Annotated in this window: 23 protein-coding genes and 1 tRNA gene; 8 read left to right on the plus strand and 16 right to left on the minus strand. The window is 63.4% G+C overall.

Annotated features, from left to right (window positions below):
* Positions 1–301: 301 nt before the first annotated feature.
* The 5 genes from bcaP to tssE form a co-directional block, all read right to left on the minus strand.
* Positions 302–1,699 (minus strand): branched-chain amino acid transporter BcaP, encoded by a 1,398-nt coding sequence (gene bcaP, locus HHL21_RS06590; protein ID WP_169464476.1) that lies wholly within the window; start codon positions 1,697–1,699, stop codon positions 302–304.
* A 118-nt stretch (positions 1,700–1,817) separates the two neighbouring features.
* A tRNA-Val gene (locus HHL21_RS06595) sits at positions 1,818–1,892 on the minus strand.
* Positions 1,893–1,947: 55 nt separating this feature from the next.
* Positions 1,948–3,033 carry a type VI secretion system baseplate subunit TssG gene (gene tssG, locus HHL21_RS06600; protein WP_169464477.1) on the minus strand — a complete coding sequence of 362 codons (1,086 nt, stop codon included), beginning with the start codon at positions 3,031–3,033 and terminating at the stop codon, positions 1,948–1,950.
* Positions 2,997–4,841 carry a type VI secretion system baseplate subunit TssF gene (gene tssF / locus HHL21_RS06605; RefSeq protein ID WP_169464478.1) on the minus strand — a complete coding sequence of 615 codons (1,845 nt, stop codon included), beginning with the start codon at positions 4,839–4,841 and terminating at the stop codon, positions 2,997–2,999. Before tssF ends, tssG begins: the two co-directional genes overlap by 37 nt.
* Positions 4,842–4,843: 2 nt before the next feature.
* On the minus strand, positions 4,844–5,335 hold the full coding sequence (gene tssE / locus HHL21_RS06610) for a type VI secretion system baseplate subunit TssE (RefSeq protein ID WP_169464479.1): 492 nt from the start codon (positions 5,333–5,335) through the stop codon (positions 4,844–4,846).
* A gap of 197 nt (positions 5,336–5,532) precedes the next feature.
* Here tssE and tssK point away from each other — a divergent pair, with 197 nt between their 5' ends.
* Both tssK and HHL21_RS06620 read left to right on the plus strand, forming a co-directional pair.
* Positions 5,533–6,873: a type VI secretion system baseplate subunit TssK gene (gene tssK / locus HHL21_RS06615; RefSeq protein ID WP_169464480.1), complete on the plus strand. Its 1,341-nt coding sequence runs from the start codon at positions 5,533–5,535 to the stop codon at positions 6,871–6,873.
* A 130-nt stretch (positions 6,874–7,003) separates the two neighbouring features.
* Positions 7,004–7,162: a hypothetical protein gene (locus HHL21_RS06620; RefSeq protein ID WP_169464481.1), complete on the plus strand. Its 159-nt coding sequence runs from the start codon at positions 7,004–7,006 to the stop codon at positions 7,160–7,162.
* On the opposite strand, the gene dnaQ is transcribed toward HHL21_RS06620, so the two are convergent.
* From dnaQ to HHL21_RS06635, 3 genes are read right to left on the minus strand one after another with little or no spacing between them, the layout of a single operon-like run.
* On the minus strand, positions 7,147–7,851 hold the full coding sequence (gene dnaQ, locus HHL21_RS06625) for a DNA polymerase III subunit epsilon (RefSeq protein WP_169464482.1): 705 nt from the start codon (positions 7,849–7,851) through the stop codon (positions 7,147–7,149). The genes HHL21_RS06620 and dnaQ overlap by 16 nt on opposite strands.
* A 50-nt stretch (positions 7,852–7,901) precedes the next feature.
* Positions 7,902–8,339 carry a ribonuclease HI gene (gene rnhA / locus HHL21_RS06630; protein WP_169464483.1) on the minus strand — a complete coding sequence of 146 codons (438 nt, stop codon included), beginning with the start codon at positions 8,337–8,339 and terminating at the stop codon, positions 7,902–7,904.
* A 9-nt stretch (positions 8,340–8,348) separates the two neighbouring features.
* On the minus strand, positions 8,349–9,122 hold the full coding sequence (locus HHL21_RS06635; protein ID WP_169464716.1) for a class I SAM-dependent methyltransferase: 774 nt from the start codon (positions 9,120–9,122) through the stop codon (positions 8,349–8,351).
* Positions 9,123–9,149: 27 nt separating this feature from the next.
* Between HHL21_RS06635 and gloB the strand changes: the two genes are divergently transcribed.
* Positions 9,150–9,950, plus strand: coding sequence for a hydroxyacylglutathione hydrolase (gloB, locus tag HHL21_RS06640; protein WP_169464484.1), 801 nt, complete (start codon positions 9,150–9,152; stop codon positions 9,948–9,950).
* A gap of 41 nt (positions 9,951–9,991) precedes the next feature.
* Here the strand turns inward: gloB and aceB are convergent, their stop codons facing one another.
* The gene (gene aceB / locus HHL21_RS06645; protein WP_169464485.1) at positions 9,992–11,581 is read right to left on the minus strand and encodes a malate synthase A; all 1,590 of its coding nucleotides are present in this window, start codon (positions 11,579–11,581) and stop codon (positions 9,992–9,994) included.
* Positions 11,582–11,715: 134 nt separating this feature from the next.
* On the opposite strand from aceB, the gene HHL21_RS06650 reads away from it, so the two are divergent.
* Entirely contained in the window at positions 11,716–12,621 is a 906-nt protein-coding gene (locus HHL21_RS06650) for a LysR family transcriptional regulator (protein WP_169464486.1), read from the plus strand.
* A 95-nt stretch (positions 12,622–12,716) separates the two neighbouring features.
* Here the strand turns inward: HHL21_RS06650 and HHL21_RS06655 are convergent, their stop codons facing one another.
* From HHL21_RS06655 to HHL21_RS06670, 4 genes are all read right to left on the minus strand, one after another.
* Positions 12,717–12,920 carry a cold-shock protein gene (locus HHL21_RS06655; protein ID WP_020703630.1) on the minus strand — a complete coding sequence of 68 codons (204 nt, stop codon included), beginning with the start codon at positions 12,918–12,920 and terminating at the stop codon, positions 12,717–12,719.
* A gap of 336 nt (positions 12,921–13,256) precedes the next feature.
* Positions 13,257–13,616: an Hpt domain-containing protein gene (locus HHL21_RS06660; RefSeq protein WP_169464487.1), complete on the minus strand. Its 360-nt coding sequence runs from the start codon at positions 13,614–13,616 to the stop codon at positions 13,257–13,259.
* A gap of 8 nt (positions 13,617–13,624) precedes the next feature.
* Positions 13,625–14,275, minus strand: a complete 651-nt coding sequence (gene upp, locus HHL21_RS06665; protein ID WP_169464488.1) for a uracil phosphoribosyltransferase — start codon at positions 14,273–14,275, stop codon at positions 13,625–13,627.
* Positions 14,276–14,405: 130 nt separating this feature from the next.
* Positions 14,406–16,082 carry an isovaleryl-CoA dehydrogenase gene (locus tag HHL21_RS06670; protein WP_169464489.1) on the minus strand — a complete coding sequence of 559 codons (1,677 nt, stop codon included), beginning with the start codon at positions 16,080–16,082 and terminating at the stop codon, positions 14,406–14,408.
* Positions 16,083–16,446: 364 nt separating this feature from the next.
* Here HHL21_RS06670 and HHL21_RS06675 point away from each other — a divergent pair, with 364 nt between their 5' ends.
* On the plus strand, positions 16,447–18,207 hold the full coding sequence (locus tag HHL21_RS06675; RefSeq protein WP_169464490.1) for a putative bifunctional diguanylate cyclase/phosphodiesterase: 1,761 nt from the start codon (positions 16,447–16,449) through the stop codon (positions 18,205–18,207).
* Positions 18,204–19,700 (plus strand): HDOD domain-containing protein, encoded by a 1,497-nt coding sequence (locus HHL21_RS06680; RefSeq protein ID WP_229496148.1) that lies wholly within the window; start codon positions 18,204–18,206, stop codon positions 19,698–19,700. Before HHL21_RS06675 ends, HHL21_RS06680 begins: the two co-directional genes overlap by 4 nt.
* Before the next feature lie 13 nt (positions 19,701–19,713).
* On the opposite strand, the gene aroC is transcribed toward HHL21_RS06680, so the two are convergent.
* Both aroC and HHL21_RS06690 read right to left on the minus strand, forming a co-directional pair.
* Positions 19,714–20,808: a chorismate synthase gene (aroC, locus tag HHL21_RS06685; protein ID WP_169464491.1), complete on the minus strand. Its 1,095-nt coding sequence runs from the start codon at positions 20,806–20,808 to the stop codon at positions 19,714–19,716.
* A 123-nt stretch (positions 20,809–20,931) separates the two neighbouring features.
* The gene (locus HHL21_RS06690) at positions 20,932–21,384 is read right to left on the minus strand and encodes a CBS domain-containing protein (protein ID WP_169464492.1); all 453 of its coding nucleotides are present in this window, start codon (positions 21,382–21,384) and stop codon (positions 20,932–20,934) included.
* 164 nt (positions 21,385–21,548) lie between these two features.
* Between HHL21_RS06690 and HHL21_RS06695 the strand changes: the two genes are divergently transcribed.
* Both HHL21_RS06695 and HHL21_RS06700 read left to right on the plus strand, forming a co-directional pair.
* Positions 21,549–22,859, plus strand: coding sequence for an O-acetylhomoserine aminocarboxypropyltransferase (locus HHL21_RS06695; RefSeq protein WP_169464493.1), 1,311 nt, complete (start codon positions 21,549–21,551; stop codon positions 22,857–22,859).
* A gap of 1 nt (position 22,860) precedes the next feature.
* Positions 22,861–23,670 (plus strand): alpha/beta fold hydrolase, encoded by an 810-nt coding sequence (locus HHL21_RS06700; protein WP_169464494.1) that lies wholly within the window; start codon positions 22,861–22,863, stop codon positions 23,668–23,670.
* A gap of 10 nt (positions 23,671–23,680) precedes the next feature.
* On the opposite strand, the gene HHL21_RS06705 is transcribed toward HHL21_RS06700, so the two are convergent.
* Positions 23,681–25,021 carry a YihY family inner membrane protein gene (locus HHL21_RS06705; protein WP_229496150.1) on the minus strand — a complete coding sequence of 447 codons (1,341 nt, stop codon included), beginning with the start codon at positions 25,019–25,021 and terminating at the stop codon, positions 23,681–23,683.
* Positions 25,022–25,064: the final 43 nt, after the last annotated feature.

Here is a 25,064-nt window from a genome sequence, read left to right on the forward strand (position 1 = left end):
ATTTAAGCGGGTCGGGTCGCTCGGCTCCGCGCGCGGACTGGCGCAGCAGGTCCGGACGGATAAAGCCCCCGGGAATGAGGACCCGCCCGGCGACCTTTTCAATTTCAGCGACTTTTCTCGCCTGCGCCAGTCCAAATCCAATTCCTTGCACGATGAAGAGAGGTGTCCATCGATCGGGGAACCCAGGAATGTATAATCGCGCCGAAAGCGCACAAACGAAAAACGCTGCGGTATCAGCGCAGCGTTTCGTAAGAACGTATCGGGCAGGGCAACCCGGATTGTCAGGCTCCCATTCGAACCGTCACTCCGTACCGTGCAGCAGCGAGCGCCGGCGTGCGTAGCCGAAGTAGATCACCAGGCCGATCGCCAGCCAGATGCCGAAAGCGATCCAGGTGGTCATGCTCAGGAATGCCATCAGTACGATGCAAAACGCGATGGCCAGCAGCGGAATCACTGGCACCCAAGGGCAGCGGAAGGCGCGGTGCAACTCAGGGCGCTTTATGCGCAGCACGATCACTGCGACCGACACCAGGCTGAACGCCGCCAGCGTACCAATGTTGATCAACTCTGCCAGCACGCCGAGCGGGACGACGGCGGCGATCAGGCCGAACACGATGCCGACGACCCAGGTCGCGAAGAACGGCGTGCCGTACTTCGGGTGCAGGGTCGACAGCTTCTTTGGCAGCAGGCCGTCGCGCGACATCGCGAACAGGACACGGGTCTGGCCATAGGCCATCACCAGGATCACCGTGGTCATGCCGAGAATCGCGCCCATGTCGACGAAGCCGGCAACCCAGTTCTCGCCGGCGTACTGCAGCGCGAGCGACACCGGGTGGTCAACGCCAAGATACTTCTGGAATGGGACGATGCCGGTCATGATGGCCGACACAACCACGTACAGGACAGCGCAGGCGGCGAGCGAGCCGATAATGCCGATCGGCAGGTCACGCTCGGGACGCTTGACTTCTTCGGCCGCGGAGGTCACCGCGTCGAAACCAATAAATGCGAAGAACACCAGTGCCGCCGCGCTCATCACGCCATTCATTCCATACGGCATAAATGGCTGCCAGTTCGCCGGCTGCACGTGGCGTGCACCGACGACGATAAACAGCAGCACGACGCCAACCTTGATCAGCACCATGATGTTGTTCAGCCGCGCCGATTCACGCACGCCCCACGACAGCATTGTCGTCAGGACCAGCATGATCACCAGCGCCGGCAGGTTGAACCATGTTTCCACGCCCGGCAGCGCGCCAGGCGCAGCCGACAGCACTTTGGGAAGCTCGATCCCGAATCCCATCAGCAGCGATTGGAAGTAGCCGGACCAGCCGACCGATACGGCCGACGTGGCAAGGCCGTATTCCAGCAGCAGGTCCCAGCCGATCATCCAGGCCACCACCTCGCCCAGCGTGGCGTAGCTGTAGGTATAGATCGAGCCGGCCACTGGAACGGTCGAAGCGAATTCAGCGTAGCAGAGTGCGGCGAACGCACAGGCCAGTGCCGCGATGACAAACGAGACGGTCAAGGCGGGACCGGCAGTCACGGCGCCGGTGCCGGTGAGTACGAAGATGCCGGTGCCGACGATGGCGCCGATGCCCATCAATACCAGGTCGAATGGACCAAGGACCTTTTTGAGTCCGCCTGGGGCACGGCTTGCCGCCACCATGGTGTCAAGATTCTTTGTTCTGAAAATACTCACTACGTTGCCTCCAAATTTAAATCGCCTGCTGCTGCATGTTGCTATCCCAGAAACGACTTCCCCGAAAAAATAAAGGCCTGCGATCCGGAGACGCAAGCCTTTAAATAGAAACGAAACCTGGTGGGAAGTACAAGTTTCGAACTTGTGACCCCTGCAGTGTGAATGCAGTGCTCTACCCCTGAGCTAACCTCCCGAAGTGGCCCGTATTATGGCACATCCGCATCGAAACGTCACGCCTGAGTGCGGCATTACAGCGCACAGATCTGGTACCGGACGTCGCGGCGGTCGTCCGCCTGCGGCCCGGCGACCATGTAGGTGTCCCATCCCAAACGTCGGCCGCGCGGCTCCTCCGTCAGCGAAACACCGCGCACTTCAGCCGCCAGCAGCACCAGCTCGACTTCGTATTCGAGCGACACGCCGGTGAACATATTGACCATGCTGCGCAGCGCGCGCGCAGCCATTCCGCCGGGAAGAAAGGCGTTGAAACTGGCGCCGTCCAGCGGCCCTACCAACAGGCGCAGGCGCAGGTCGCGCTGCCAGACGCGCGCACCGACCATCGCGCCGGCGCCAAGCGCCGAATTGGCGCCTCCCAGCGTCGTCTGCTGGCCGGCCGGCACGTCGTACCAGCAACCGATAAACTGTTCGGCCCTTACCGGCTGGCCGAAATACTCCGACAACATGCGCGCGATCTGGATCGCCGACGCCGGCCGCTGGCGCATCGAGGCGGAAAAGTAGCCGATCGATTCATCCAGCACGAAACCGCCCATCTCGTCCGCGAGGCGCTTGCGCAGCGAGCCACTCCCCAGCCCGGCCAGCGCGAGCAGCAGCGAAAGGAAGGTATCGTGCCCATCGAGCTGGTACTTCAACTCCAGGCGGTACTTGCGCCACGCTTCATAGAACAGGGCGAGCGAGCGGTTCGAATACGTATCGAGGAAGGCGCGCGGGCCTTCGTCCTTCTGGTACAGGAGATGGGCGGCGATCCGCTCGGTGTAATGAGCCGGGAGTGACCCGGTACTGCCCAACAGGCCCATGAAGCTGGGCGTCATTCGTACATACTTCAGCGTCGCCGACTGCAGCGAGCTGCCATGCGAGGCCGCGTCGCGCCGAAAGTCACGCGGTTCGGTATCGATGGCTTCGATCTGGCTGGCCGGGAAACCGAGCGATGTCGAATTCTGGAAGCGTAAGAAGTTCGCGACCAGCCCGTGCTGTGGAGTCCCATGGCGCTTGAGCCAGAGTTCGAGCAGGCGCACCGCCTGGAAGTACTCGAAGCGGTACGGCGCCTGGAACAGGCGTTCGATTACAGCAGGCTCAAATCGCCGCTTCGGGGCATGCATCTCAATAGCTCTTCTCCGGTTTTACTGGATGCCACCACCAGCTGCGTGAAGCTGTTGGCGTGTACGTACAGTCCAAGGAAGCGTTCAATGATATGGGCGAAGGCATGAATCCCGCTGCCGACGAATGCCTCTTCGTCGATGGTCAGGCGCACCTCGACGCCGCGAACCAGGCAGGCGAACGGGTTCCCCGGAAGCCAGGTATTGGCCGCCTTGTGCGAGATCGCCGCAATGCCGCCGATCTGGCGCTGCGATGACGGAGAACGCGGCAGGTCGTACAGCGCGAGCATCTCGCGAAAGGCATCCAGGCCGCCGTCGGACAGCGACAGGTGGTTGAGCGACAGGTGCGAGATCAGGCGCCAGTGCGCGCCCTGCCCGCGCTCGAAGCGGGTGGACGGTGTCGGCTTGCGCAGGAAGCTGATCGCGCGCACGCTGGAGCCGCCTTCGAGAAGCAAGTCGCCGCCCCGCTGGCCATAGGCCAGCAAAGCCGGCAAGTCGCGGTTGGTGCACGTCAGTTCGACACTCAGGGTGTCGGTCTCCACCGCGGCCGGGTCGAAGTCGATATCGACGATCGAAATCTGCGTTTCGAAGCCGGGACTGTTCTCGGCCAGCGTGTCGTCGCGCCGCATCACCCAGTAATGGCCGCGCTCTTCCGGGGTCTGGCCGTGCTGGAGCGAATAGAACGGCCGGAACTGCACGATCGATTCACCCTGCGGCGTCTGGCGCACCAGGCTGACCGAGTCAATCGAGTGCACCTCGAAGGCGTAGGCGCGGCGCGCGTCGGCCAGCACCGGGTAGCTCGCGGAGGTATGCGTCAGGCGGATCGGTTCACCATGGTGGTGAAACAGGTTGACCACGGGCGTACACCCAAGCAGCAGGTTGTTGGTCGACAGGGTGCCCAGCATGCGCGCGATGTTCGAGTCGGTGCGCATGCCCGAAAGCGCCAGGTGCAGGGTGATCGACTTTGTGCCGGATGGGAGCAAGGCGCACAGCGCAGCAATGTCGATATCAAAGAAGTTGAATTTCTCGGGGAAGCAGAAGTATTCGGTCAGCAGCCGATATGCTACGTGGGAGCGTGCGGGAAAATCGATCAGCGTTTCATCTTCATCGAAGCCGGCGGCGCCGAGCGGAATCGCGGGCACCTGAATCCACCGTCCGTTCCCTTCGGCCTCGACGTAAGCGGCAACGGTGCGCATGAAAAGCGCGTCGCGAAGCGCGGCGCAGAACGACGACTCGCCGTCGATGAACACGCGCAGCTTGCGAACGGCCAGCTGCCCTATCCCACCCTGCTCCGCAGTGCTGGCGATCGTCAGACTCACGCTCGACGTCGCGCCGACGGGCGGCCGGACCGCTTCGGGTGCATTGATGATCGCGGCGAATGACGCTGCCGTGAGGGCCAGTGGCGCCACCGTGACCGGGTACACGCTGCGGAACGTGCAGGCGGCCCCGCGTACCGGCCGCGTCTTCATTGCCGTGCCGCGCTCGATTACGCTGGCTGTAGTCAGCTGCGCCGCCGCGCCGGCGAAGTCCATCTGCGCGATCGAGCAGGAGGGAAACGGCCGCAGGTAGTGCGGATACAGCACTTCGAACAGCGCCTCGGTGAATTCGGGGTAATCGTCATCGAGCCGCTTCGCGATGCGTGAGTTGAGCAGCGCGAACGATTCAATCATGCGTTCGATGTGAGGGTCTTCGCAAACCTCGCCGCCGATCAGCAGGCGGCCGGCGATCTTTGGATAGCGTTCGGCAAATTCGCGCGAATAGCGGCGCAGGAAGCCCAGTTCCCGCTCGTAATACGGCAGTAGTTGTTCCACCCTCAACCTCCCGCCGGCGCCGCGCGCCGCGCCTTGTCGATGCTGTAATGGAGCGTCGACGGTTGCAGCTGGGCGTCGAAATTCACCGGCTCTTGCGAGGAGCTCACCACCATCAGCGCGGTGATCGAGAAATTCAGGCTATTGATCGCACCATCGCTCGCTTCAAGCGAAGCGCTGACATTGCGCAGGCGCGGTTCGTGGCGCGCGATGGTCTTCTCCAGGCACGCGCAGATGTGGGCGCGATCGTCGGGACTCGATAGCGATCTTCCGGCAAAATCGGTCAGGCCGTAAGTCACCACCGAGCGGCTGCTTTCGGGGAAGTCCTTCAACAATTCTTCCGACAGCGCGGTGCGGGTGTTGAGCAGCGCCTCGAGGTCGCGCGCCACCGAATCCTTCAAGTCGTCCACCGACATGCGAGAGACGGTGGCGCTGGTGGGGCCGCGGACCGGGACATCCATCAAGCGGTCGAATAAGCCAGGTGTGAAACCCTTCATCGGCACCCCCACGTTCGTCGGCCGGTCGCGGCCGCAGGGTGAAATCTTTACATAGTTAGAGACGAAAAAACAGTTCAATTCGGAACGACCTACGCTCACGTTGAGCAAGCGCAAACGGGCACATCATTGGACTACAAATGTGGCTGGGAAAGGTTATGTTTGCCAACTTAACGTTGGGCAAACGAGAGGCGGCCAACATGAGCGGTAAAGTTCTCTGGGGCGAGGGCCTGTTCCTGCGCCCTCAGCATTTCCAGCAGCAAGACCAGTACCACGAACAACGGCTCCATGAGAGTGTCAAGGCGGTCCACCCGTATGCCTGGGGCGTGAGCCACCTCGACGTCGACCGCGACGCGCTGGCAAGCAACGGACTGCGCTTCCTCGACCTGTCGCTGCGCTTTCAGGATGGCGACCTGTACGACGCTCCCGGCGCCGATGAGCTCCCGGATACGGTCGACCTGAGCCAGCTGCTCCAGTCCCAGCAGAGCGTGACGTACTACGCCGCCCTGCCCGCCTTCAAGCCATTTGGCGGCAACTTCAGCCAGATCGGCCAGGCCAAGGATGCGGCGCGCTTCATCCAGTCCAACCACGACACGCCGGACCTCTACACCAACGCCGCCCAGGCCCAGCTGTCCTACCTGAGGAAGAAGCTTCGCCTGGTATCCGAATTTGAGCCGCGCGACTCGTACACGCACTTCCCGCTGTTGCGCCTGCGCCGCGCGTCGGCCGGGGGCTTTGAAATGGACCCGTCGTTTGTGCCTCCAAGCCTGTCGGTGGCTGCGGCACCGATCCTGTTCATGCAGCTGCGCCGCCTGCTCGACGCGCTGCAGGCGAAGGTGAGCGCGTTGTACGGACACCACCGCGAGCCAAGCCGCAACGTGATCGAATTCCGCTCCGGCGACATGTCGTCGTTCTGGCTGCTGCATACTGCGAGTTCCGCGTTTGCCGCGCTGACGCATCACTTCAACCATCCTGCGCTGCATCCTGAACGGCTGTATGAGCAGCTGCTTGGCATCGCCGGCGGCCTGATGACGTTTTCCAAGAGCTGGACGCTTGCCGACCTTCCGCCGTACCAGCACAACGATCCCGGCCCGGCCTTCGCGAAGCTGCACCAGATCATTCGCGAGCTCGTCGACACCGTCATCTCGTCCAAGTATTTCGCCATCGCGCTGAACCAGGTCAGGCCTTCGTACTACAGCGGCATGCTCGACTCGGGCAAGATCGACGAGAAGACGGCATTCTACGTGGCGGTGTCGGCCAACATGCCGCTGGTCGAACTGGTGGAGGTGGTGCCGCTGCGCTTCAAAGTCGGGGCGCCCGACGACGTTGAGAAGTGCGTGCTGTCGGCATTGCCCGGCGTGCGGCTTCAGCATGCGCCGCAAGTGCCGGCGGCAGTGCCGGTGCGGCCCGACACTTGCTACTTCACCGTTGAAGCGAAGGGGCAGATGTATGAACGCATGCTGCAGGCGCAGTCAATCTCGATCTATGTTCCGTCCGGTATGCAGGAGCTGAAGCTGGAGCTGGTGGCGGTGACGTCTTGATCCGCCTGGAATGGATGGAATCCTACTGACCCGAAGCCGTTGAGAAGCCAGGCGAACGGCCCCGACGCTACTGGCCGAACTTGCGGAGCGCGCGCTCAAGGGCGGCGGCGCCACATGGTCAGGCGTGGCGATGCTCATCGCCGACACCGGGCCTCGATTGAAGCGCGTGATGGAACTGATGGAATTTGCGTCGGGCGCGATGCCGCAGCTAGATGGTGCGGCCGACATCGTCCGCGAAGATCCGTACCAGCGTTGCGTCGCCGTTATCCGGCCTTACGCGTCAGCGTAGTTACGCCAAACGCATGTGCCCTTGACCTGCTTGTCGAGGCCGTCGAGCAGGCCTCCATGGGCAGCGAGCTCATCGTCACTGGCGCGCTGGACAATGATTTCGGCCAGCGCCACTGCCTCCAGCGCGACGCCGGAGCCCTGCGTTTCTACCTCGTCGTACATCGACAGGCTGTTCTGGCCACGCGTCATCGACAGATACACGTCGGCCAGCAACTCGGCATCGAGCAGCGCACCGTGCAGCTTGCGGTGAGAGTTCGATACGCCATAGCGGTCGCACAGCGCGTCCAGCGAATTGCGCTTACCCGGATGCATTTCCTTGGCATTGACCAGTGTATCGATCACGCCACTGGCGTGGCTCACGAAAGGCGGCAGCCCCAGCAGTTTGAACTCATGGTTGAGGAACCCCAGGTCGAACGGCGCATTATGGATGATGAGCTCGGATCCCTCGATATAGTCGCGCAATTCTGCCGCAATTTCGGAGAACTTCGGTTTATCGCGCAAAAACTCCGACGTCAATCCGTGAACCGCCAGCGCGCCCTCGTCCGATTCGCGCTCAGGATTGATGTAGCGATGGAAGTTATTCCCGGTCAGCATGCGGTTCTTGAGCTCGACGCAACCGATTTCAATGACGCGGTCGCCTGTTCGCGGGTTCAGGCCGGTGGTTTCGGTATCAAGTACGATTTGACGCATGGAATTTAGTGAGGTGGTGAAACAAGTTGACGCAGTATAACAGCCGCCGATCAGCGGCGGACCGTTTCAACGCCCTTGTTGGCGAGCACGTCAGCGCGCTCATTGCCCGGATGCCCGTTGTGGCCACGCACCCAGCGCCAGTCGACCTTGTGCTGCTGTTGCGCCAGGTCGAGGGCCTTCCAGAGGTCTTCGTTCTTGACCGGTTCCTTGGCCGCGGTTTTCCAGCCGCGCGCTTTCCAGCCGTGGATCCATTCCGAAATGCCCTTCTGTACGTACTGGCTGTCGGTATGGAGAACGACTTCGCAAGGACGGTTCAATGTGCCAAGCGCTTCGATGACAGCGCGCAACTCCATGCGGTTGTTGGTGGTGTTGAGCTCGCCACCGAAGATTTCCTTCTCGTGACCGTCAGCGACCAGCAGCGCGCCCCAGCCGCCAGTACCCGGGTTTCCCTTGCAGGCGCCATCCGTATAAATCTCTACTTTGCTCATCCAGCTTTTCTACTTTCTGTTAGTTGCGGGCACGCCTTGGGACGCCGATGCCGATTTTTTATTCCATGCGGGTCCGATCAGCGTCATACCCTTGACCCGCTTGACAGCATGCACCATGTACACCGCGCCAAGGTAAGGCCACCAGCGCTTGCCGGCATTCTCCATGAATGCGAAACGGTTCAGCCAGTGCGTCGACCGGCACGGCGGCGCATAACAGCCGAAATGGCTGCGCGTTACGCCAAGATTCAACAATTTTAACCAGTCTTTCATCCGGGGCATAGAAATGAATTCGCCGGCGACAGGCAGATATGGACTGCGCGTGATGCGCCGGACACCCTGCCGGACTCCCCACAGGCTTGCCGGATTGAACCCGCAGATGATGACCTGCCCTTCCGGAATCAGCACCCGCTCGACTTCACGCAGCACCTGGTGCGGTTCGGCGGCAAATTCCAGCACGTGCGGCATCACCACGAGGTCAAGGCTTTGCGAGGCGAACGGCAGTTCGGCGAAATCCAGCGCGACGGCGATCTGCTTGTTGCCGGCCGCCAGCGCGAGCTCGTCCAGGTTCGACATGCGCGTCGCAGCCTGCCACTTGTTCGGCATGCGGTTGGCCGCCAGCGCGTCGATTTGCGGCATGCCCACCTGCACGGCGTTGTAGCCGAAAATATTGGCCGTCAACTCGTCCAGGCATGCCTGTTCCCACTCGCGCACGTAGATCCCGGCGGGTGATTTCAGCCAGCCGTCGAGCGCTATAATGGATTTTTCGGATGCCGCGCTGTCCATGCCTACCCTTTTGTCAAAAACAACACTATGACGTCGATTCCGCGCAGCGATTTGACCGTGCTTGCCATCCCCGCCTTTAAAGATAATTATCTTTGGCTGATTCATGACGGGGTCAAGGCCGCGGTCGTCGATCCCGGCGATGCCGAACCGATCATTGAAGCCCTGACGGCAAATAACCTCGCCCTGACTGCCATTTTACTCACCCATCACCATGCTGACCACATTGGTGGAGTTCAACAGTTGTTGGCACACGCGAGCGTCCCTGTTTTCGGCCCGCGCAATGACGATATTCCGGCCGTGACGCATCCTCTGGCGCAAGGCGATCACATCCGCTTGCGCGGCCTTGAACTGGCATTGAGCGTGCTGGATGTGCCGGGCCACACCCTCGGACATATCGCATACGTCCGCGCGACGGCGGGAGCGCGCTGGCTGTTCTGCGGCGACACCTTGTTCGCCGGCGGATGTGGCCGCGTATTCGAGGGTACGGCAGCGCAGATGGCGGACTCGCTCGGCAAGCTGGCGGCGCTGCCAAACGATACCAAAGTGTTCTGTGCGCACGAATACACCTTGGCCAACCTGCGCTTCGCCCAGGCGGTCGAGCCTGGCAATGCTGACCTGGCGAAACGGGTTGAGGTCGAGACGGCGAAACGCGCGCGCAATGAGCCGACGGTGCCGTCGACGATTGCGCTGGAGAAGGCGACCAATCCGTTTTTGCGCTATCGCGAGCCGGCGATTGTGGACACGCTCGTGAAGCAAGGCCGGCTGGAGGCGGGAGCGCCGCCCGTTCATGCATTTGCAGCGCTGAGGGAGTGGAAGAATACCTTCTGATGTTATCTCGTCGCTCCCGCGAAAGCGGGAACGACACCGATTCAGATCTCTTCGTACAGCGGTAAAGTCAGGAACTCGGCAAACGATTCCGACGTCGACATTTCCTCGAAGATTTCGGCAGCACGCGCATAGCTCGGATCCGAACCGTTCGGCGCGACTTCCTTCACCTTGGCCAGCTCTTCCGGAATCATCGCGCGCACCATCTCCGCGGTCACCTTGCGGCCATCTTCCAGCACGCCCTTCGGCGTACGAATCCACTGCCATACCTGCGAACGGCTGATCTCGGCGGTGGCGGCATCTTCCATCAGGTTATGGATCGGCACACAGCCATTGCCCGTCAGCCAGCTGCCGAGGTAGTGGATGCCGACGTTGATGTTGTAGCGCAGCCCGGCTTCGGTAATCGGCGCTTCCGGCTTGAAGTCCAGCAGTTTGGCGGCTGTGACTTCAACGTCCGGACGCTGCTTCCCGATCTGGTTCGGCTTGTCGCCGAGCACCTTGGTGAACTCGGTCATTGCGAGGTCGACGAGACCGGGGTGGGCAACCCAGCCGCCGTCATAACCGTCGGTCGCATCGCGCGCCTTGTCGGTGCGCACGCCGCCCATCGCGATGTCGTTCTTCGCCGGATCATTCTTGATCGGAATCAGCGCCGACATGCCGCCGATGGCAGGTGCGTTTCGCTTGTGGCAGGTCTTCAGCAACAGCAGCGCGTAGGCGCGCATGAACGGCGCCGTCATCGTCACCTTCGGACGGTCGGCCAGGCAGAAGTCCTTATCCAGCTTGAATTTCTTGATGCACGAGAAGATGTAATCCCAGCGGCCGGCGTTCAGGCCCGAACTGTGTTCGCGCAGTTCGTACAGGATTTCATCCATCTCGAACGCGGCCAGGATGGTCTCGATCAGCACGGTTGCCTTGATGGTTCCCTGCGGCAGGCCCAGCTCGTTTTGCGTCATCACGAAGATGTCGTTCCACAGGCGCGCCTCGAGGTGCGATTCCATTTTCGGCAGGTAGAAGTACGGACCCGCACCGCGCGCCAGCTGCTCCTTCGCGTTGTGCACCATGAACAGCGCGAAGTCGAAGATGCCGCCCGATACGCGCTTGCCGTCAACCAGTACATGCTTTTCGTCCAGGTGCCAGCCGCGCGGACGCACGACCAACGTCGCCACCTTCTCGTTCAGCTTGTACGACTTGCCGTTCTGCTCCAGCGAGATGGTGCCGCGCACCGCGTCGCGCATGTTGACCTGGCCGGTGACCTGGTTGTCCCAGTTCGGCGTATTCGAATCTTCGAAATCGGTCATGTAGCTGTCGGCGCCCGAGTTCAGCGCGTTGATGACCATCTTGCGTTCAACCGGCCCCGTGATTTCGACGCGGCGGCATTCGAGCGCCTTCGGGATCGGGGCGATCTTCCAGTCGCCGGCGCGGATGTGCGCGGTCTCGGCGAGAAAGTCCGGACGCTCGCCCGCATCCAGGCGCCTGGCGCGTTCGCCCCGTGCCGCAAGCAGTTGCTGGCGGCGCGGTTCGAACTCGCGCGTCAGTTTCGCGACCAGCGCAAGTGCTTCCGGCGTCAGGATCTGTTCGTAGCCGGGCTTGATCTCGGCGATGATTTCCATGCCGGCTGGGGTCGGGATGCTCATGGGTTGCTGCTCCGGTAGAGTGAAGGTGGATGCTGGGCGTTTCAATTAAGTTAAAGTATATTCACTATCTGGTAGCTAAACGAGACAATTAATACATTCATCTGTGCGTTTTTGTCACAGATAAGAGGAAACGCATGGGACAGTTTCGCCAGATATCCACCTTCGTCGAAGTTGTCGCGCGCGGCAGCTTGTCGGCCGCGGCGCGCGCCGAAGGCATCGCACCGGCAATGATCGGGCGCCGCCTCGATGCGCTGGAGACGCGACTCGGCGTCAAGCTACTTCAGCGCACCACGCGCAAGCTGGTGCTGACCAATGAGGGCGCGGCCTTCCTGGAGGACTGCCAGCGCATCCTGAGCGAACTCGAAGAGGCCGAATCGGCGGTGGCCGAGCGCAGCGCCAAGGCCACCGGGCACCTGCTGGTGTCGGCGCCGGCCGGCTTCGGCAGGCAGCATGTGGCGCCGCTGCTGCCCTCCTTCCTTGCCGAACATCGCGACGTCACCGTCAACCTCAACCTGAACGACCGCATCGTCGACGTTGTCGGCGACGGCGTCGACGTGGCGATCCGCATCGCCAGCCTGTCCGATTCGAGCCTGGTCGGCGTCAAGCTTGCCGCCAACCAGCGCGTGCTGGTGGCCGCGCCCGCCTACCTGCGCCGCAAAGGCACGCCGAGCACCTTGGCCGACCTGGCCAAACACAATTGCCTGGCGATCAGCAGCGAAGGCAGCCAGCGCGGCTGGTCCTTCAGCGACAACGGCAAGATCGTGACCTTCAAGGTCGCCGGAAACATGGTGTGCAACGATGGCGCGGTGCTGCACGACTGGGCGCTGTCGGGCAAAGGCCTGGCGTGGCGTTCGATGTGGGAGGTGCGCAGCGATATCGAGGCGGGCCGCCTGCGCACGGTGCTGGACCAGTTCGCGGCGCCCGGCAACGACATCTGCGCGGTGTTCGCGCAGCGCCGCCATCTGCCGCTGCGTATCAGGGCCTTCGTCGATTTCCTGCGGCACACGTACTCGGGCGAGGAGTACTGGCGTAAACGATAAAGGCCGGAATTAACCGGCCTTTCGTCATCCCTGCCTCAACAGCAGGGGCGAAAAAAAATCCCCGGAAACCGAGGATTTTTATTTGGATTCAGCTATTAGATAGGCTGAATGTTCGAAGCTTGCTTGCCCTTAGGGCCAGCAGTTACTTCGAAAGAGACGCGCTGGTTCTCTTGCAGGGACTTGAAGCCTGCCGACTGGATAGCCGAGAAGTGAGCGAACAGATCTTCGCCGCCTTCATCAGGGGTGATGAAGCCGAAGCCCTTCGAGTCATTGAACCATTTTACGATGCCAGTTGCCATTACAATTTCCTATTTCAGTTAAGTGGACTTGCGTCCGTTTTCGATCGTTTGAAGAACCAAGTAAGAAATGACAGACAAACTGCACTACTACCTCGAATCCAACGATCCCGTATTATACCGAATAAAACACAAAATGCACGTCCCGCGAAAAATAAAATGCTGACCGTAGAAATAATTCAGTGTGTCAACTATTTAACGCCCGTGTTCACTGCGGCAGTACGGTGAATATAGGGCATCGAAGCGGTACAAGTTTGCGTTATATCAAACGACCATCGTAAGATATCTTGCATTAGGTAACCGCGTCGCACAATTGATCGACTCGCTTGAACGGCAATCTCAGGGATATTGATCGGCTTTCGGATTCATTTCGGCCCAGGCCACATATTCATCCAGCCCGGCCATCCAGTTTTCCCAATCCTGCGGCGCCACCGCGTCGAACGCCATCAGCACGCGCAGGCGCTGTTCAAGCTGGCGCGCCTGCTGGCCGAGTACGCGGAACCCGAAGGTGGCCGCCGATCCGGCGATCGTGTGCAGGATCTGGTGCAGCTCGCCGACCAGCCCGTTGTCCGGCGCGGCAACGTCGAAACGCATGCGCGCGTCGTGCAACCGCGCCATCGTGCTGGGCACGCTGGAAGCGAACTTGTCATTGAGCGCGTTAAGGCGGGCGAAGAAATCCTGGTCAATCAGCGTGGCCATGGGGCTGCTTACTTGGTGCCGAAGATACGGTCGCCGGCGTCGCCCAGGCCCGGCACGATGTAAGCATGGTCGTTCAGGTGCGAATCGAGCGAGGCGACGTACAGCTTGACCTTCGGGTGCGACTTCTGGAACACCTCGACGCCTTCCGGCGCAGCTACCAGCGCCAGGAAGATGATCTGCTCGTCGCTGACGCCGCGCTTCTTCAGCACGTCGACCGCATGCACCGCGGAATTGCCGGTGGCAACCATCGGGTCGCACAGGATGAAGATGCGGTCGCTGGTGTCCGGCAGGCGCACCAGGTATTCGACCGGCATGTGGGTGTCAGGATCGCGGAACACGCCGACGTGGCCGACGCGCGCCGACGGCACCAGTTCCAGCAGGCCGTCGCTCATGCCGATGCCGGCGCGCAGGATCGGCACGATCGCCAGTTTCTTGCCGGCGATGACAGGCGCGTCGATGGTGACCAGCGGGGTCTCGATCTTGCGGGTGGTCAGCGGCAGGTCGCGGGTAATCTCGTAACCCATCAGCAGCGTGATTTCCTTCAGCAGTTCGCGGAAGGTGCGCGTGGAGGTGTCGCGCTCGCGCATGTGGCTCAATTTATGCTGGATCAGCGGATGATTCAGGATAAACAGGTTGGGAAAGCGTGGATCTTGTTTCATTATATTGTTCATTTATTCGTCTAAGTGAGGCGATTGCGCCATTATCCCAGCCACGGCGGTGTTTGTCCTCATTTTGGCAAATAAATGTCCAACGGTCACGTTAAATGATGCAAAAACATCAATCACCCGGTCAGGTGGCGAGCGCCCGCGCCAGGATGGCGTCGCAATCGACGCCATCCGGAAGCCGGCCGTAGGCGCCGCCCACGTCCTGCGCCAGGCGCGAACGCACGAAGGCATCGGCGACGAAGGCCGGCGCATGGCGCAGCAGCAGCGCCGCCTGGACCGCGACGACGATCCGCTCCGCCAGCCGGCGCGCGCCGTACTCGTCCTGCGGCTGCGCCAGGTCCGCCAGCAGCCGTTCGCTGTAAACAATGAATGCGGCATTGCCGCTGCCGGCGAGCGCAAGTTCGGCCGCCAGCACGTCGCGCGTGTCGGGAGACTTGCCGAACGCGCGCAGAACGTCCAGGCACATCACGTTGCCCGAACCCTCCCAGATCGAGTTGACCGGGAATTCGCGGTACAGCCGCGCCAGCGGGCCGTCTTCGACATAGCCGTTGCCACCGATGACTTCCATCGCCTCAGCCCCGAAGCCCGGGCCGCGCTTGCAGATCCAGTATTTGCCGGCCGGCGTCAGGATTCGCCCGAGCAGCGCCTGCGCCGAATCGCCCGCCTCGTCGAAGCAGCGCGCCAGCCGCAGCGCAAAGGCCGTCGCCGCTTCCGATTCGAGCGCCAGGTCGGCCAGCACGTTCTGCATCAACGGCTGCTGCGCGAGCTTGCGGCCAAAGGCGGCGCGTCCGCGCGCGTGATGCAATGCATGTGTCAGCGCGGCGCGCATGATGCCGGCGCTGCCGACCACGCAATCGAGGCGCGTGTGGCTGCCCATCTCGAGGATGGTCGGAATGCCGCGCCCGACCTTCCCGACCAGCCAGCCAGTGGCGCCCTCGAACTCCACCTCCGACGATGCATTCGAGCGGTTGCCCAGCTTGTCCTTCAGGCGCTGCACGCGAATCGCGTTGCGGCTGCCGTCCGGCAGAAAGCGCGGCACGAAGAAGCACGACAGGCCCGCGCTGCCTTCGTCGCCGGTCTGCGCGAGCACCAGGTGGGCGTCGGACTGCGGCGCCGAGAAGAACCATTTGTGCCCGACGATGCGCCATGCGCCCTCGCCTTCGGCGCCAAAGCGCTCACGCGCCGCGCCGGCCTCCATCGGATCGGCGCGCGTGGTGTTGGCGCGCACGTCGGTGCCGCCCTGCTTTTCCGTCATGCCCATTCCGACCAGCGCGCCGGTCTTCTGCTCGATCGGCAGAGAGCGCGGATCGTACTGGCGCGACAGGATCTTCGGCAGCCATTTGTCGGCGATCGGGCCGGCCTGGCGCAGCGCGGGAACCGACGCATAGGTCATCGTGACCGGGCACTGGCTGCCGTTTTCCAGCTGCCCGAACAGCAGGTACTGGGCGGCGCGCGCCACCTGGGCGCCCGGCCTGGCTGAATCCCATGGCGACGCATGCGCGCCCGCCTCGATCAGCATCGACATCAGCTGGTGCCACGACGGATGGAATTCGATTTCGTCGATACGGCGCCCGCCGCGGTCGAAATTTACGAGGCGCGGTCCATTCACATTGGCCAGGCGGGCCAGGTCCAGCGTCTCCGCGCTGCCCAGCTTTGCGCCCAGTTCGCGCAGGCCGTCGGCGGCCCACGCTGCGCCTTCGCGCCCGAGCGCCTCCATCAGCGCGGGATCGCAGGCGAACAGGTTCACGTTTTCGAAAGGGGGCGACTGGTTGAATACCTCGTGCGTGTCGAATTCGCTCATCTCGAAAATCTCTTCAGCTTGAAATGTTAATAATGGAAAGCCACACCGGCGCTTGCAAATTTATATACCAGTTATGGTTAACCCGTCCCGTGGAGGCTAGCGCAAACCCCAGCGCGAAGCAAGCAGCGCCCCCGGCGCGGCGCGGGGCGCGCCGCGCCGGGGGCCCCGCAAAAATGGCTGAGCGAAGTCAAATTTAGCGAAATCAATAGCCTGGGCGGGCATTTTTAATGCGTTTTGGCATCTTTCGATAATACTTTTGGCTCTACTTTGGTAGACTTGCACGGGTTCAAACCGACCCGCCCCAAAATTCCGTCGCCGCGCCGGATATTTCCAGGCCCACTGAAAAGAAAGTTGTATTTGCCAGATGCGTTCCAGTCCTCCATCAGTGCCTGAGCGTGACCTGCCCGTCGGGCAGCTTGCCGCCTCTGACGCCCCGGCGCTCGATCCGCTCCTGGAGGCCGCCGGCGATATTGTGTTTGTGCTCGACACTTCCGGCGCGATCACGAACGCCAGCAAGCGCGCCGGCGCCCTGGCCGGCAGTTCACGCGGCCTGCGCGGCGTGGCGCTGGCCACACTGGCGGCCGATGCCGACCAGCCGGTGTTGCGCAACGCGATCGCGGACGCAGCCGGCGCAGCGGACGCCGTCTGCATCGAAGCGCGCCTCAGGACGCCCGAAAAAGAGATCTGGTTCGAATTCCGCCTTGCCGCATACAGGCTCGCCGACGGCGCGGCCGCCGTGCTGGCGGTCGGGCGCGACATGTCCGGCCAGCACGCCACCGAAGAACGCTTGCGCCACATGGCCACGCACGACGGCCTGACCGAACTGCCCAACCGCCTCCTGCTGTCCGACCGTATCCGGATGGTGATCGCGCAGTCGCGTCGTTCCGGCCAGGGCTTCGTGGTCGCGACCATCGGCCTGGACGGATTCAAGAAGGTCAACGATGGCCTCGGCCACCCGGTCGGCGACGCCGTGCTGCGCATGGCTGCGGCGCGCCTGCGCAAGACGCTGCGCGACAGCGACACGCTGGCGCGCAGCGGCGGCGACGAGTTTGTCGCGGTCCTGCCAGGCACCCACAGCGAGGCGCAGATCAAGCTGGTCACCGGGCGCCTGCTGGCGACGCTGCAGTCGCCGTTTGAAATCGACAAGCACACGGTCTACCTTGGCGCGTCCGTCGGCGTGTCGATCTACCCGCAGCACGCCGAGGACGAAGTACGCCTGGTGGCGCTGGCCGACGCCGCCATGTCGCGCGCGAAGGAAACCGGCAAGGCGCGCTGCGTGGTCTACAGCGCGCGCCAGAGCGGGCCGCCGGAGCACGACATCTCGCTGGAAGCGGCGATGTTCGAGGCGGTGCGCGAAGGCGAGTTTTTGCTGTACTACCAGCCGATCGTCGATGCGCGCACGCGCCAGATCCAGGGCTTCGAGACGCTGATGCGATGGAAGCACCCGACCCTCGGCATGGTGCCGCCGGTACGCTTCATTCCGATCGCCGAAACCAATGGCCTGATCAACCTGCTGGGCGCGTGGGCCTTGAAGGCGGCCTGCGTGCAGCTCAAGCAGTTCGAGGAAGCGGCGCGCCGCAAACTGTACATCTCGGTCAACATCAGCCCGCGCCAGTTCCGCAGCGATAAATTCCTCGACGTGCTCGACGACGCTCTCGCATTCTCGGGCTTGGGCGGCGAGCAGCTGGTCCTCGAAATCACCGAAGGCACGCTGATGGTCGACCCGGCCCACGCGGAAGCCCTGCTGAACCGCATGGCCGAACGCCGCGCGCGCATCGCCATCGACGACTTCGGCACGGGGTACTCGTCGCTGGCCTACCTGAAGCGCTTCCCGATATCGGTGCTCAAGGTCGACCGCGCCTTCGTCAAGGACCTGCCGGACTCGCCCAAGGATGGCGCCATCTGCAACGCCGTGCTCGACCTGGCCAAGCACCTTGGCTTGTCGGTCGTCGCGGAAGGCGTCGAGACCGAAGATCAGCTGAACTACCTCGAACAGCGCGGCTGCGAGTTCGTCCAGGGCTACCTGACCGGCAAGCCGATGCCGGCCCATGTGGCGATGGCCGCCCTCACCGAAGACCTGTACACAGCCCTGTTGCCAACCGACCGAAGGGCGGGAAACCCATGACCACGACTGCCAATCCACCGTCATCGATGACGGCCGAAACCACCCTTGCGCTGCTATGGGAACGCACCCGCCGCCAGGGTGACATGCCCGGGTTCACCAAGGCGATCAGCGCCATCCTCGGCGCCATGCGCGGCGAAGACGAGCACGAATTCAATATGACGCAGACGGTCCTGACCGACCCGGTGCTGACCCAGAAGGTGCTGCGCCTTGCGAACAGCGGCATGTACTCGGCCTTCGGCCAGCGCGTCAACACGGTGTCGAAGGCCGTGCTGGTGCTGGGCACCGAGGCGATCGGCCACCTTGCGCTGGGCCTGAAGCTGATCGAGGAACTGTCCAAATCGCTGCCCGACTCCGCAGTCGCCCACATCGAAATGGAGAAGGCGGTGCTGGCCGGGATGGTGGCGCAGCAGGTGGCCGCCGGCTGCGCGCCGAACGTAGCCGAAGAAGCGGTGGTCTGCTCGATCCTGCATACGCTGGGCCGCATGATGGTGTCGTTCTATATGCCTGAGCGCTGGCAGCAGCTACGGCAGCATGGCGCCGGCCACGAGGATGCGGCGGCGCAGGCGGTGCTTGGCCTGTCGCTCGAACGAATCGGCCTGGCCGCTGCGCGCCACTGGGGACTGCCGCCGAACCTGCTCAGCGGCATGCGGCGCCTCGAAGCGGGCGAACGCAGCGACACCTTCGACCATGGCGACTGGCTTGCCGCGGTATCGACCATGTCGGCCCAGTGCGCCGACGCCTTGTGGGGCGACGAACCCGGAAGCGCGGACGTAATCAGCGCGCTGGCCGCGAAGTTTTCGGCGATGCTGGCGATCGCGCCGGACACCATCGTGGCCGCCATCGCGAAAGCCAAACTAGCTGCCGCCGCCGACCTCTCGATCGCGCCGCTGGCCAAGCCGGCAGAGAGGCGCGCCCAGGCCGCTGCGTCGACCCGCATGCGCGCCGAAGGAAACCGCATCCTGGCCAGCGGCGTGGCCGACATGCGCGACGTGTCGGTGAGCGCGAGCCCCGGCCAGATGACGTCGATGGCGCTGGAAACCCTGTACCAGGGGCTGTCGTTCACGCATGCGATGGCGTTCATGCGCAACCGCCGCGACCGCGAGTACACCTGCAAGATGGGCTTCGGCGACGGCGTCCAGGCCATGATGCCGGAGATGCGCTTTAACGATTCCTACGAAGCGAACGTGTTCCACGCCGCGCTGAACAGCGACCGCGTGATTTTCATCGAGAATGCGCGCGACCCGAAGTTCGCGGCCAAGCTGCCGTCGTGGTGGAAGAATACGCTGTCGGGCGCGCGCAGCTTCGTCATCCTGCCGCTGTGCGCCAACGGCCAGGCCGTCGGCTTCCTGTACGGCGACTGGGACGAGAGCTTCCCGGCGATCCAGCTGAGTCCCGCGGAATTCGCGCTGATGAACGACCTGCGCGGCCTCGTCATGAAGTCGGTCGAACGGCGCCGCCAGGGCGAGATCGCGGCCCTGGGGCGCGTCAACTGAGGGCGCGAGCGGCCTAGGCGATCCTGGGGGTGTTGACGCGGACGTCGCCGCACTGTGCACGGTGCACCAGCGCGTGGTCGATCAGCACCAGGGCCAGCATGGCCTCCGCAATCGGGGTGGCGCGGATGCCGACGCACGGATCGTGGCGGCCGAAGGTTTCGACCATCACCGGCTTGCCGTCCTTGTCGATCGAGCGGCGCGGCGTGCGGATCGACGACGTCGGCTTGATGGCGATCGAGACCAGGATGTCCTGTCCGGTCGATATCCCGCCCAGCACGCCGCCCGCGTTATTCCCGATAAAGCCGTCCGGCGTCAGCTCGTCGCCATGCTCCGAGCCTTTCTGCACCACGCTGTTGAAACCAGCCCCGATCTCCACGCCCTTGACCGCGTTAATGCCCATCATGGCGTACGCGATGTCGGCATCGAGCTTGTCGTAGATCGGCTGGCCGAGGCCGACCGGCACGTTCTGCGCGACGACGTCGATGCGCGCCCCGATCGAGTCGCCGGCGCGGCGCAGTTCGTCCATGGCCGCCTCCATGCGCGCGATCAGCGCCGCATCGGCGCTGGCGGCGAAAAACGGGTTGTTGTGCACATGCTCCCAGCTATCGAACGGCACCGCGATGTCGCCCAGCTGGCTCATGCAGCCCTTGAACACGGTGCCGTACTGCTGCAGCAGCCATTTTTTCGCGATGGCGCCGGCGCCGACCACGGGCGCGGTCAGGCGCGCCGACGAACGGCCGCCGCCGCGCGGATCGCGCACGCCGTACTTGTGCCAGTAAGTGTAGTCGGCATGGCCGGGGCGGAAGCTCTCGGCGATGTTGCCGTAGTCCTTGCTGCGCTGGTCTTCGTTGCGGATCAGGAGCGCGATCGGGGTGCCGGTGGTGACGCCTTCGTACACGCCCGACAAAATCTCGACACGGTCCGGCTCCTGGCGCTGGGTGACGTGGCGCGAGGTGCCTGGACGGCGGCGGTCCAGGTCTGGCTGGATGTCGGCTTCCGACAGCGGCAGTCCTGGCGGGCAACCGTCGATGACGCAGCCGATGGCCGGGCCATGCGATTCGCCGAAGGTTGAGACGGTAAACAGCTTGCCAAATGAATTGCCGGACATGATAAGGAGAGGAATGGCGAAAAAGCCAATTCTACCGTACGCAGGACGATGCTGCTGCCCTGCCCTTCGGTGTCGCCGCCACGCCTTCCTGCCTTACTCCGGGCAGTGCCTCGGAGTAAGGGCTCAATCCTCTTGCGCTGTCTCGGCTGGCCAGTCGCGGATGTAGGCTTTGAGCATGCGGTTCTCGAAGTTCTGGGCTTCCAGCATGGCGCGCGCGACATCGTAGAACGAGATGACGCCGAGCAGCGTCTTGGCATTCATCACCGGCAGGTAGCGCGCGTGCTTCTCCAGCATCATGCGGCGCACTTCGTTGACTTCGGTGTCGGGCGTGACGGTGATCGGATGGTCATCCATATATCTGCGCACGGTGCCGCCGCCGACCGAACCATTGTTCGCGTGCAGTGTGCTGATCACTTCGCGGAAGGTCAGCATGCCGACCAGGTCGCCGAACTCCATCACCACCAGCGAGCCGATATCCTTCTCCGCCATGATGTTCACCGCGTCGACCAGCGGCATTTCGGGCGTGGCGGTGTACAGGATGTTGCCTTTAACCTGGAGGATTTCAGAGACTTTCATGGTGGTCACCCTGTGGGAAGGTTTATCTGCGCTTGCATAGCCGTAAGCTTTACCCGAATGTAGCCTAAGCGTAGCAAAAAATCCAGCATTGCGAAAAATCAAAGCCTTCTGGCGTGCCTCGCATGCTACGATGCGGGCCATTCAATTTCCTGGATGAGCCTACCATGAGCGGTCCCCAGTATCCCGGTTTCGACACCCTGTCGCTGCACGCCGGCGCCACGCCCGATCCTGCCACCGGCGCGCGCGCCACGCCCGTTTATTTCACCGCCTCGTTTGCGTTCAAGGATTCCGACCACGCCGCGTCGCTGTTTAACATGGAGCGCGCGGGCCACGTGTATTCGCGCATTTCGAACCCGACCAACGCCGTGCTGGAAGAACGCATCGCCGCGCTGGAGGGCGGCGTGGCCGGCATCGCCACCGCCAGCGGCCAGGCCGCGATGCACCTGGGGCTTGCGACCATCGCCGGCGCCGGCTCGCACATCGTCGCCTCGCGCGCGCTGTACGGCGGCTCGCAGAACCTGCTGGCCTACACGATGAAGCGCTTCGGCATCGAGACCACCTTCGTCGACCCGCGCGACCTCGATGCATGGCGCGCCGCGATCCGCCCCGAAACCAAGGCGCTGTTCGCCGAGACCCTCGGCAACCCGGGCCTCGACGTGCTGGACATCCCGAACGTCGCCGCCATCGCGCATGAGAACCACCTGCCGCTGATGATGGATTCGACCTTCACCACGCCTTACCTGCTGCGCCCCTTCGACCACGGCGCCGACCTGGTGTTCCACTCGGCGACCAAGTTCCTGTGCGGGCACGGCACCGCGATCGGCGGGCTGCTGGTGGACGGCGGCACCTTCGACTGGCAAACCGCTTACGACAAGACCGGGCGCTTCGGCGAGCTGTGCGAGCCGTATGACGGCTTCCACGGCATGGTGTTCGCCGAGGAATCGACGGTAGCCCCGTTCGCGCTGCGCGCGCGCCGCGAAGGGCTGCGCGATTTCGGCGCCGTCATGAGCCCGCACAACGCGTTCGCCGTCCTGCAAGGAATCGAGACGCTGGGCCTGCGCATGGACCGCCACGTCGCCAACACCCGCAAGGTGGTCGAATTCCTGCTGTCGAATCCGGCGGTGGAGTCGGTGTCGTACCCGGAGCTGGAATCGCACCCGGATTACGACCTGGCCAAGCGCCTGCTGCCGAAGGGCTGCGGCGCCGTGTTCTCCTTCACGCTCAAGGGCGACCGCGCTGCGGGCCGCCGCTTCGTCGATGCCCTGAAGATCTTCTCGCACCTGGCCAACGTCGGCGATGCCAAGTCGCTGGTGATCCACCCTGCTTCAACCACCCACTTCCGGGTGCCGGCCGAACAGCTGGCAGCATCGGGCATCCGCGAAGGCACGATGCGCCTGTCGGTCGGCCTTGAAAACGTCGAGGACCTGATCGAGGACCTGGCGCGCGGCCTCAAACTGTCGCAGAAGGGAGCCTGACATGATCCTGAACGTCCAAGGCAAGCAGGCTTACTGCTACACCGGCGGCAAGGCGTTCGACGCCTCCCGCCCGACCGTCGCGTTCATCCACGGCGCCCAGAACGACCACTCGGTGTTCGCGCTCCAGACCCGCTACTTCGCCCATCACGGCTTCAACGTGCTGGCGGTCGACCTGCCCGGCCATGGCCGCAGTGCGGGGCCGGCACTGGCCAGCGTGCCCGGGATGGCCGACTGGCTGCTGGCGGTGCTCGATGCTGCCGGCGTCGGCCAGGCCATGCTGGTGGGTCACAGCATGGGATCGCTGATCGCGCTGGAAGCGTCGCACCAGGCGCCCGACAAGGTCAGCAAGCTGGCGCTGCTGGGCACGACCTGGCCGATGAAGGTAGCTGACGCACTGCTGGAAACCTCGAAAAACGATGAAGCTGTTGCGATCGACATGGTCAATATCTGGTCGCATTCGTCGATGGCGCAAAAACCGTCCTGCCCGGGCCCGGGCTTCTACACGATGGGCATGGCGCGACGGTTGATGCAGCGCATGTCGGCGATCAACCCGGAGCAGCTGTTCTTTACCGACTTCAGCGCCTGCAACGCCTACGCCAACGGCCAGGCGGCGGCGGAAGCGGTGCGCTGCCCGGTGCTGTTCGTGTTTGGCGCCAAGGACATGATGACGCCGCCGCGGTCGACAAAATCGCTGACCACGGCGATGCCTCACGGCAAGATCGTGCAAGTCGACGCGGGCCACAGCATGATGCAGGAGCAGCCCGACGCCGTGCTGGATGCCCTGTTCAGCTTCGCCAGCGCCGCAAACTAGACCAGCAAGCTCAGCTGGTCGCTTGCGCGGCCAGCTGGCCGGATTCGAAATGCTCGGCCAGGCTCTGGCCCAGCTGGATTTCGACGGCGCCCTCGACCTGGCGCGCCAGCGCGGAAATATCGAGCGTCATCGGCGAATCCGGATTCAGGTCGTAGGCGGCGCCCGCGTCCAGGGTCAGTCCGCCGAACACGAACAGACGGTACACCTCCGATATCTTCAGCCTGGACAGGTTCACCAGCAGCACCCAGTTATCGGCGCCCTCGCGTCCGCGCCGGCGCCATTTCGAACGCGCGATCACATCCGTCTGGACCCGGCCGACCCAGCCCACCGTGACCATCTTCCCCATCAGCGCGGTCATCTCTTCGTAGCCGATGCGGGTATGCGCGCGGATCTCCTCGCTCGACACCAGCGCCGTATCGCCCTGCTGCGCGCGGCCGTGCATCACCTTCAGGATCGCCATCGCGTCGACAAAGGCGCCGCCCGGCACCGGCTCGTACCACCAGCGTTCGTACTTGACCACCGGCAGTGCGGCAGTCAGCACCGCGCCGGCCAGCGTGATCATCCACGACAGGTAGAGCCACAGCAGGAACAGCGGCAGCGCGGCCAGCGCGCCGTAGATGATGGCGTAGGTCGGAAACTGGCGGATAAACAGCGCGAACAGGCGCTTCGCGATCTCGAAGGCGATTGCGGCCACCAGCCCGCCCCAGACGGCGTCGCGCCAGTCTACGAAGCGGTTCGGCACAGTCACATAGAGCATCGTGTAGGCGCCGGTGGTCAGGGCGATCGACACCAGCGTATAGAACACCGTGGCGACCAGCGGCGCGCTTCTGGCCAGGCCAGTGGTGGCGCCGAACAGCTGCGAGGTCGCGGTGATCGACAGGCCCATTAACAATGGCCCGAGCGTCGCCAGCGCCCAGTAAATCGTGATCCGCTGCGCCAGCGGGCGCCCCTGCCGCACGCGCCAGATCTGGTTGAACGCGCGTTCGATCATGCCCATCATCGCGGCCGACGTGAGAATCAGCGCGACCGCGCCGACCGCGGACAGGCTCTTGGCTTTGCTGGCGAACTGCGTGAGGTTGCCGATGATGGTGTTGGCGATCCCCTTCGGCATCAGGGTCTGCACGAAGTAGGCGTCCAGCGCGCTGCGGAAGCTGCCGAAAATCGGGAAGGTCGTGAAAATCGCCAGCACGATCGTCAGCAACGGCACCAGCGCGAGCGTGGTGGTGAAGGTCAGGCTGCCGGCCAGTTGCGGCAGGCGCTCCTCGTTCAGGCGGCGCCGTGCAAACTGGAGCAGATCGCGCATCTGGCTCCAGGTCAGGCCGCGCATTGCGGCGGCGCCGACATCGATCATGTCGCTGGTGGACCGGGAGAGTGAACGGACTGTTTTTGAAAGC

The sequence above is a fragment of the Massilia polaris genome (assembly GCF_012927275.1).
Taxonomy (GTDB): domain Bacteria; phylum Pseudomonadota; class Gammaproteobacteria; order Burkholderiales; family Burkholderiaceae_D; genus Telluria_A; species Telluria_A polaris.

What these genes read in the sequence shown, in the direction of transcription:
- tssG (WP_169464477.1), bottom strand. Translation starts at nt 3,033, where the DNA reads ATGCATGCCCCGAAGCGGCGATTTGAGCCTGCTGTAATCGAACGCCTG.
- tssE (WP_169464479.1), bottom strand. Translation starts at nt 5,335, where the DNA reads ATGAAGGGTTTCACACCTGGCTTATTCGACCGCTTGATGGATGTCCCG.
- tssK (WP_169464480.1), top strand. Translation starts at nt 5,533, where the DNA reads ATGAGCGGTAAAGTTCTCTGGGGCGAGGGCCTGTTCCTGCGCCCTCAG.
- HHL21_RS06620 (WP_169464481.1), top strand. Translation starts at nt 7,004, where the DNA reads ATGCTCATCGCCGACACCGGGCCTCGATTGAAGCGCGTGATGGAACTG.
- dnaQ (WP_169464482.1), bottom strand. Translation starts at nt 7,851, where the DNA reads ATGCGTCAAATCGTACTTGATACCGAAACCACCGGCCTGAACCCGCGA.
- rnhA (WP_169464483.1), bottom strand. Translation starts at nt 8,339, where the DNA reads ATGAGCAAAGTAGAGATTTATACGGATGGCGCCTGCAAGGGAAACCCG.
- HHL21_RS06635 (WP_169464716.1), bottom strand. Translation starts at nt 9,122, where the DNA reads ATGGACAGCGCGGCATCCGAAAAATCCATTATAGCGCTCGACGGCTGG.
- gloB (WP_169464484.1), top strand. Translation starts at nt 9,150, where the DNA reads ATGACGTCGATTCCGCGCAGCGATTTGACCGTGCTTGCCATCCCCGCC.
- aceB (WP_169464485.1), bottom strand. Translation starts at nt 11,581, where the DNA reads ATGAGCATCCCGACCCCAGCCGGCATGGAAATCATCGCCGAGATCAAG.
- HHL21_RS06650 (WP_169464486.1), top strand. Translation starts at nt 11,716, where the DNA reads ATGGGACAGTTTCGCCAGATATCCACCTTCGTCGAAGTTGTCGCGCGC.
- HHL21_RS06655 (WP_020703630.1), bottom strand. Translation starts at nt 12,920, where the DNA reads ATGGCAACTGGCATCGTAAAATGGTTCAATGACTCGAAGGGCTTCGGC.
- HHL21_RS06660 (WP_169464487.1), bottom strand. Translation starts at nt 13,616, where the DNA reads ATGGCCACGCTGATTGACCAGGATTTCTTCGCCCGCCTTAACGCGCTC.
- upp (WP_169464488.1), bottom strand. Translation starts at nt 14,275, where the DNA reads ATGAAACAAGATCCACGCTTTCCCAACCTGTTTATCCTGAATCATCCG.
- HHL21_RS06670 (WP_169464489.1), bottom strand. Translation starts at nt 16,082, where the DNA reads ATGAGCGAATTCGACACGCACGAGGTATTCAACCAGTCGCCCCCTTTC.
- HHL21_RS06675 (WP_169464490.1), top strand. Translation starts at nt 16,447, where the DNA reads ATGCGTTCCAGTCCTCCATCAGTGCCTGAGCGTGACCTGCCCGTCGGG.
- HHL21_RS06680 (WP_229496148.1), top strand. Translation starts at nt 18,204, where the DNA reads ATGACCACGACTGCCAATCCACCGTCATCGATGACGGCCGAAACCACC.
- aroC (WP_169464491.1), bottom strand. Translation starts at nt 20,808, where the DNA reads ATGTCCGGCAATTCATTTGGCAAGCTGTTTACCGTCTCAACCTTCGGC.
- HHL21_RS06690 (WP_169464492.1), bottom strand. Translation starts at nt 21,384, where the DNA reads ATGAAAGTCTCTGAAATCCTCCAGGTTAAAGGCAACATCCTGTACACC.
- HHL21_RS06695 (WP_169464493.1), top strand. Translation starts at nt 21,549, where the DNA reads ATGAGCGGTCCCCAGTATCCCGGTTTCGACACCCTGTCGCTGCACGCC.
- HHL21_RS06700 (WP_169464494.1), top strand. Translation starts at nt 22,861, where the DNA reads ATGATCCTGAACGTCCAAGGCAAGCAGGCTTACTGCTACACCGGCGGC.
- HHL21_RS06705 (WP_229496150.1), bottom strand. Translation starts at nt 25,021, where the DNA reads ATGATCGATGTCGGCGCCGCCGCAATGCGCGGCCTGACCTGGAGCCAG.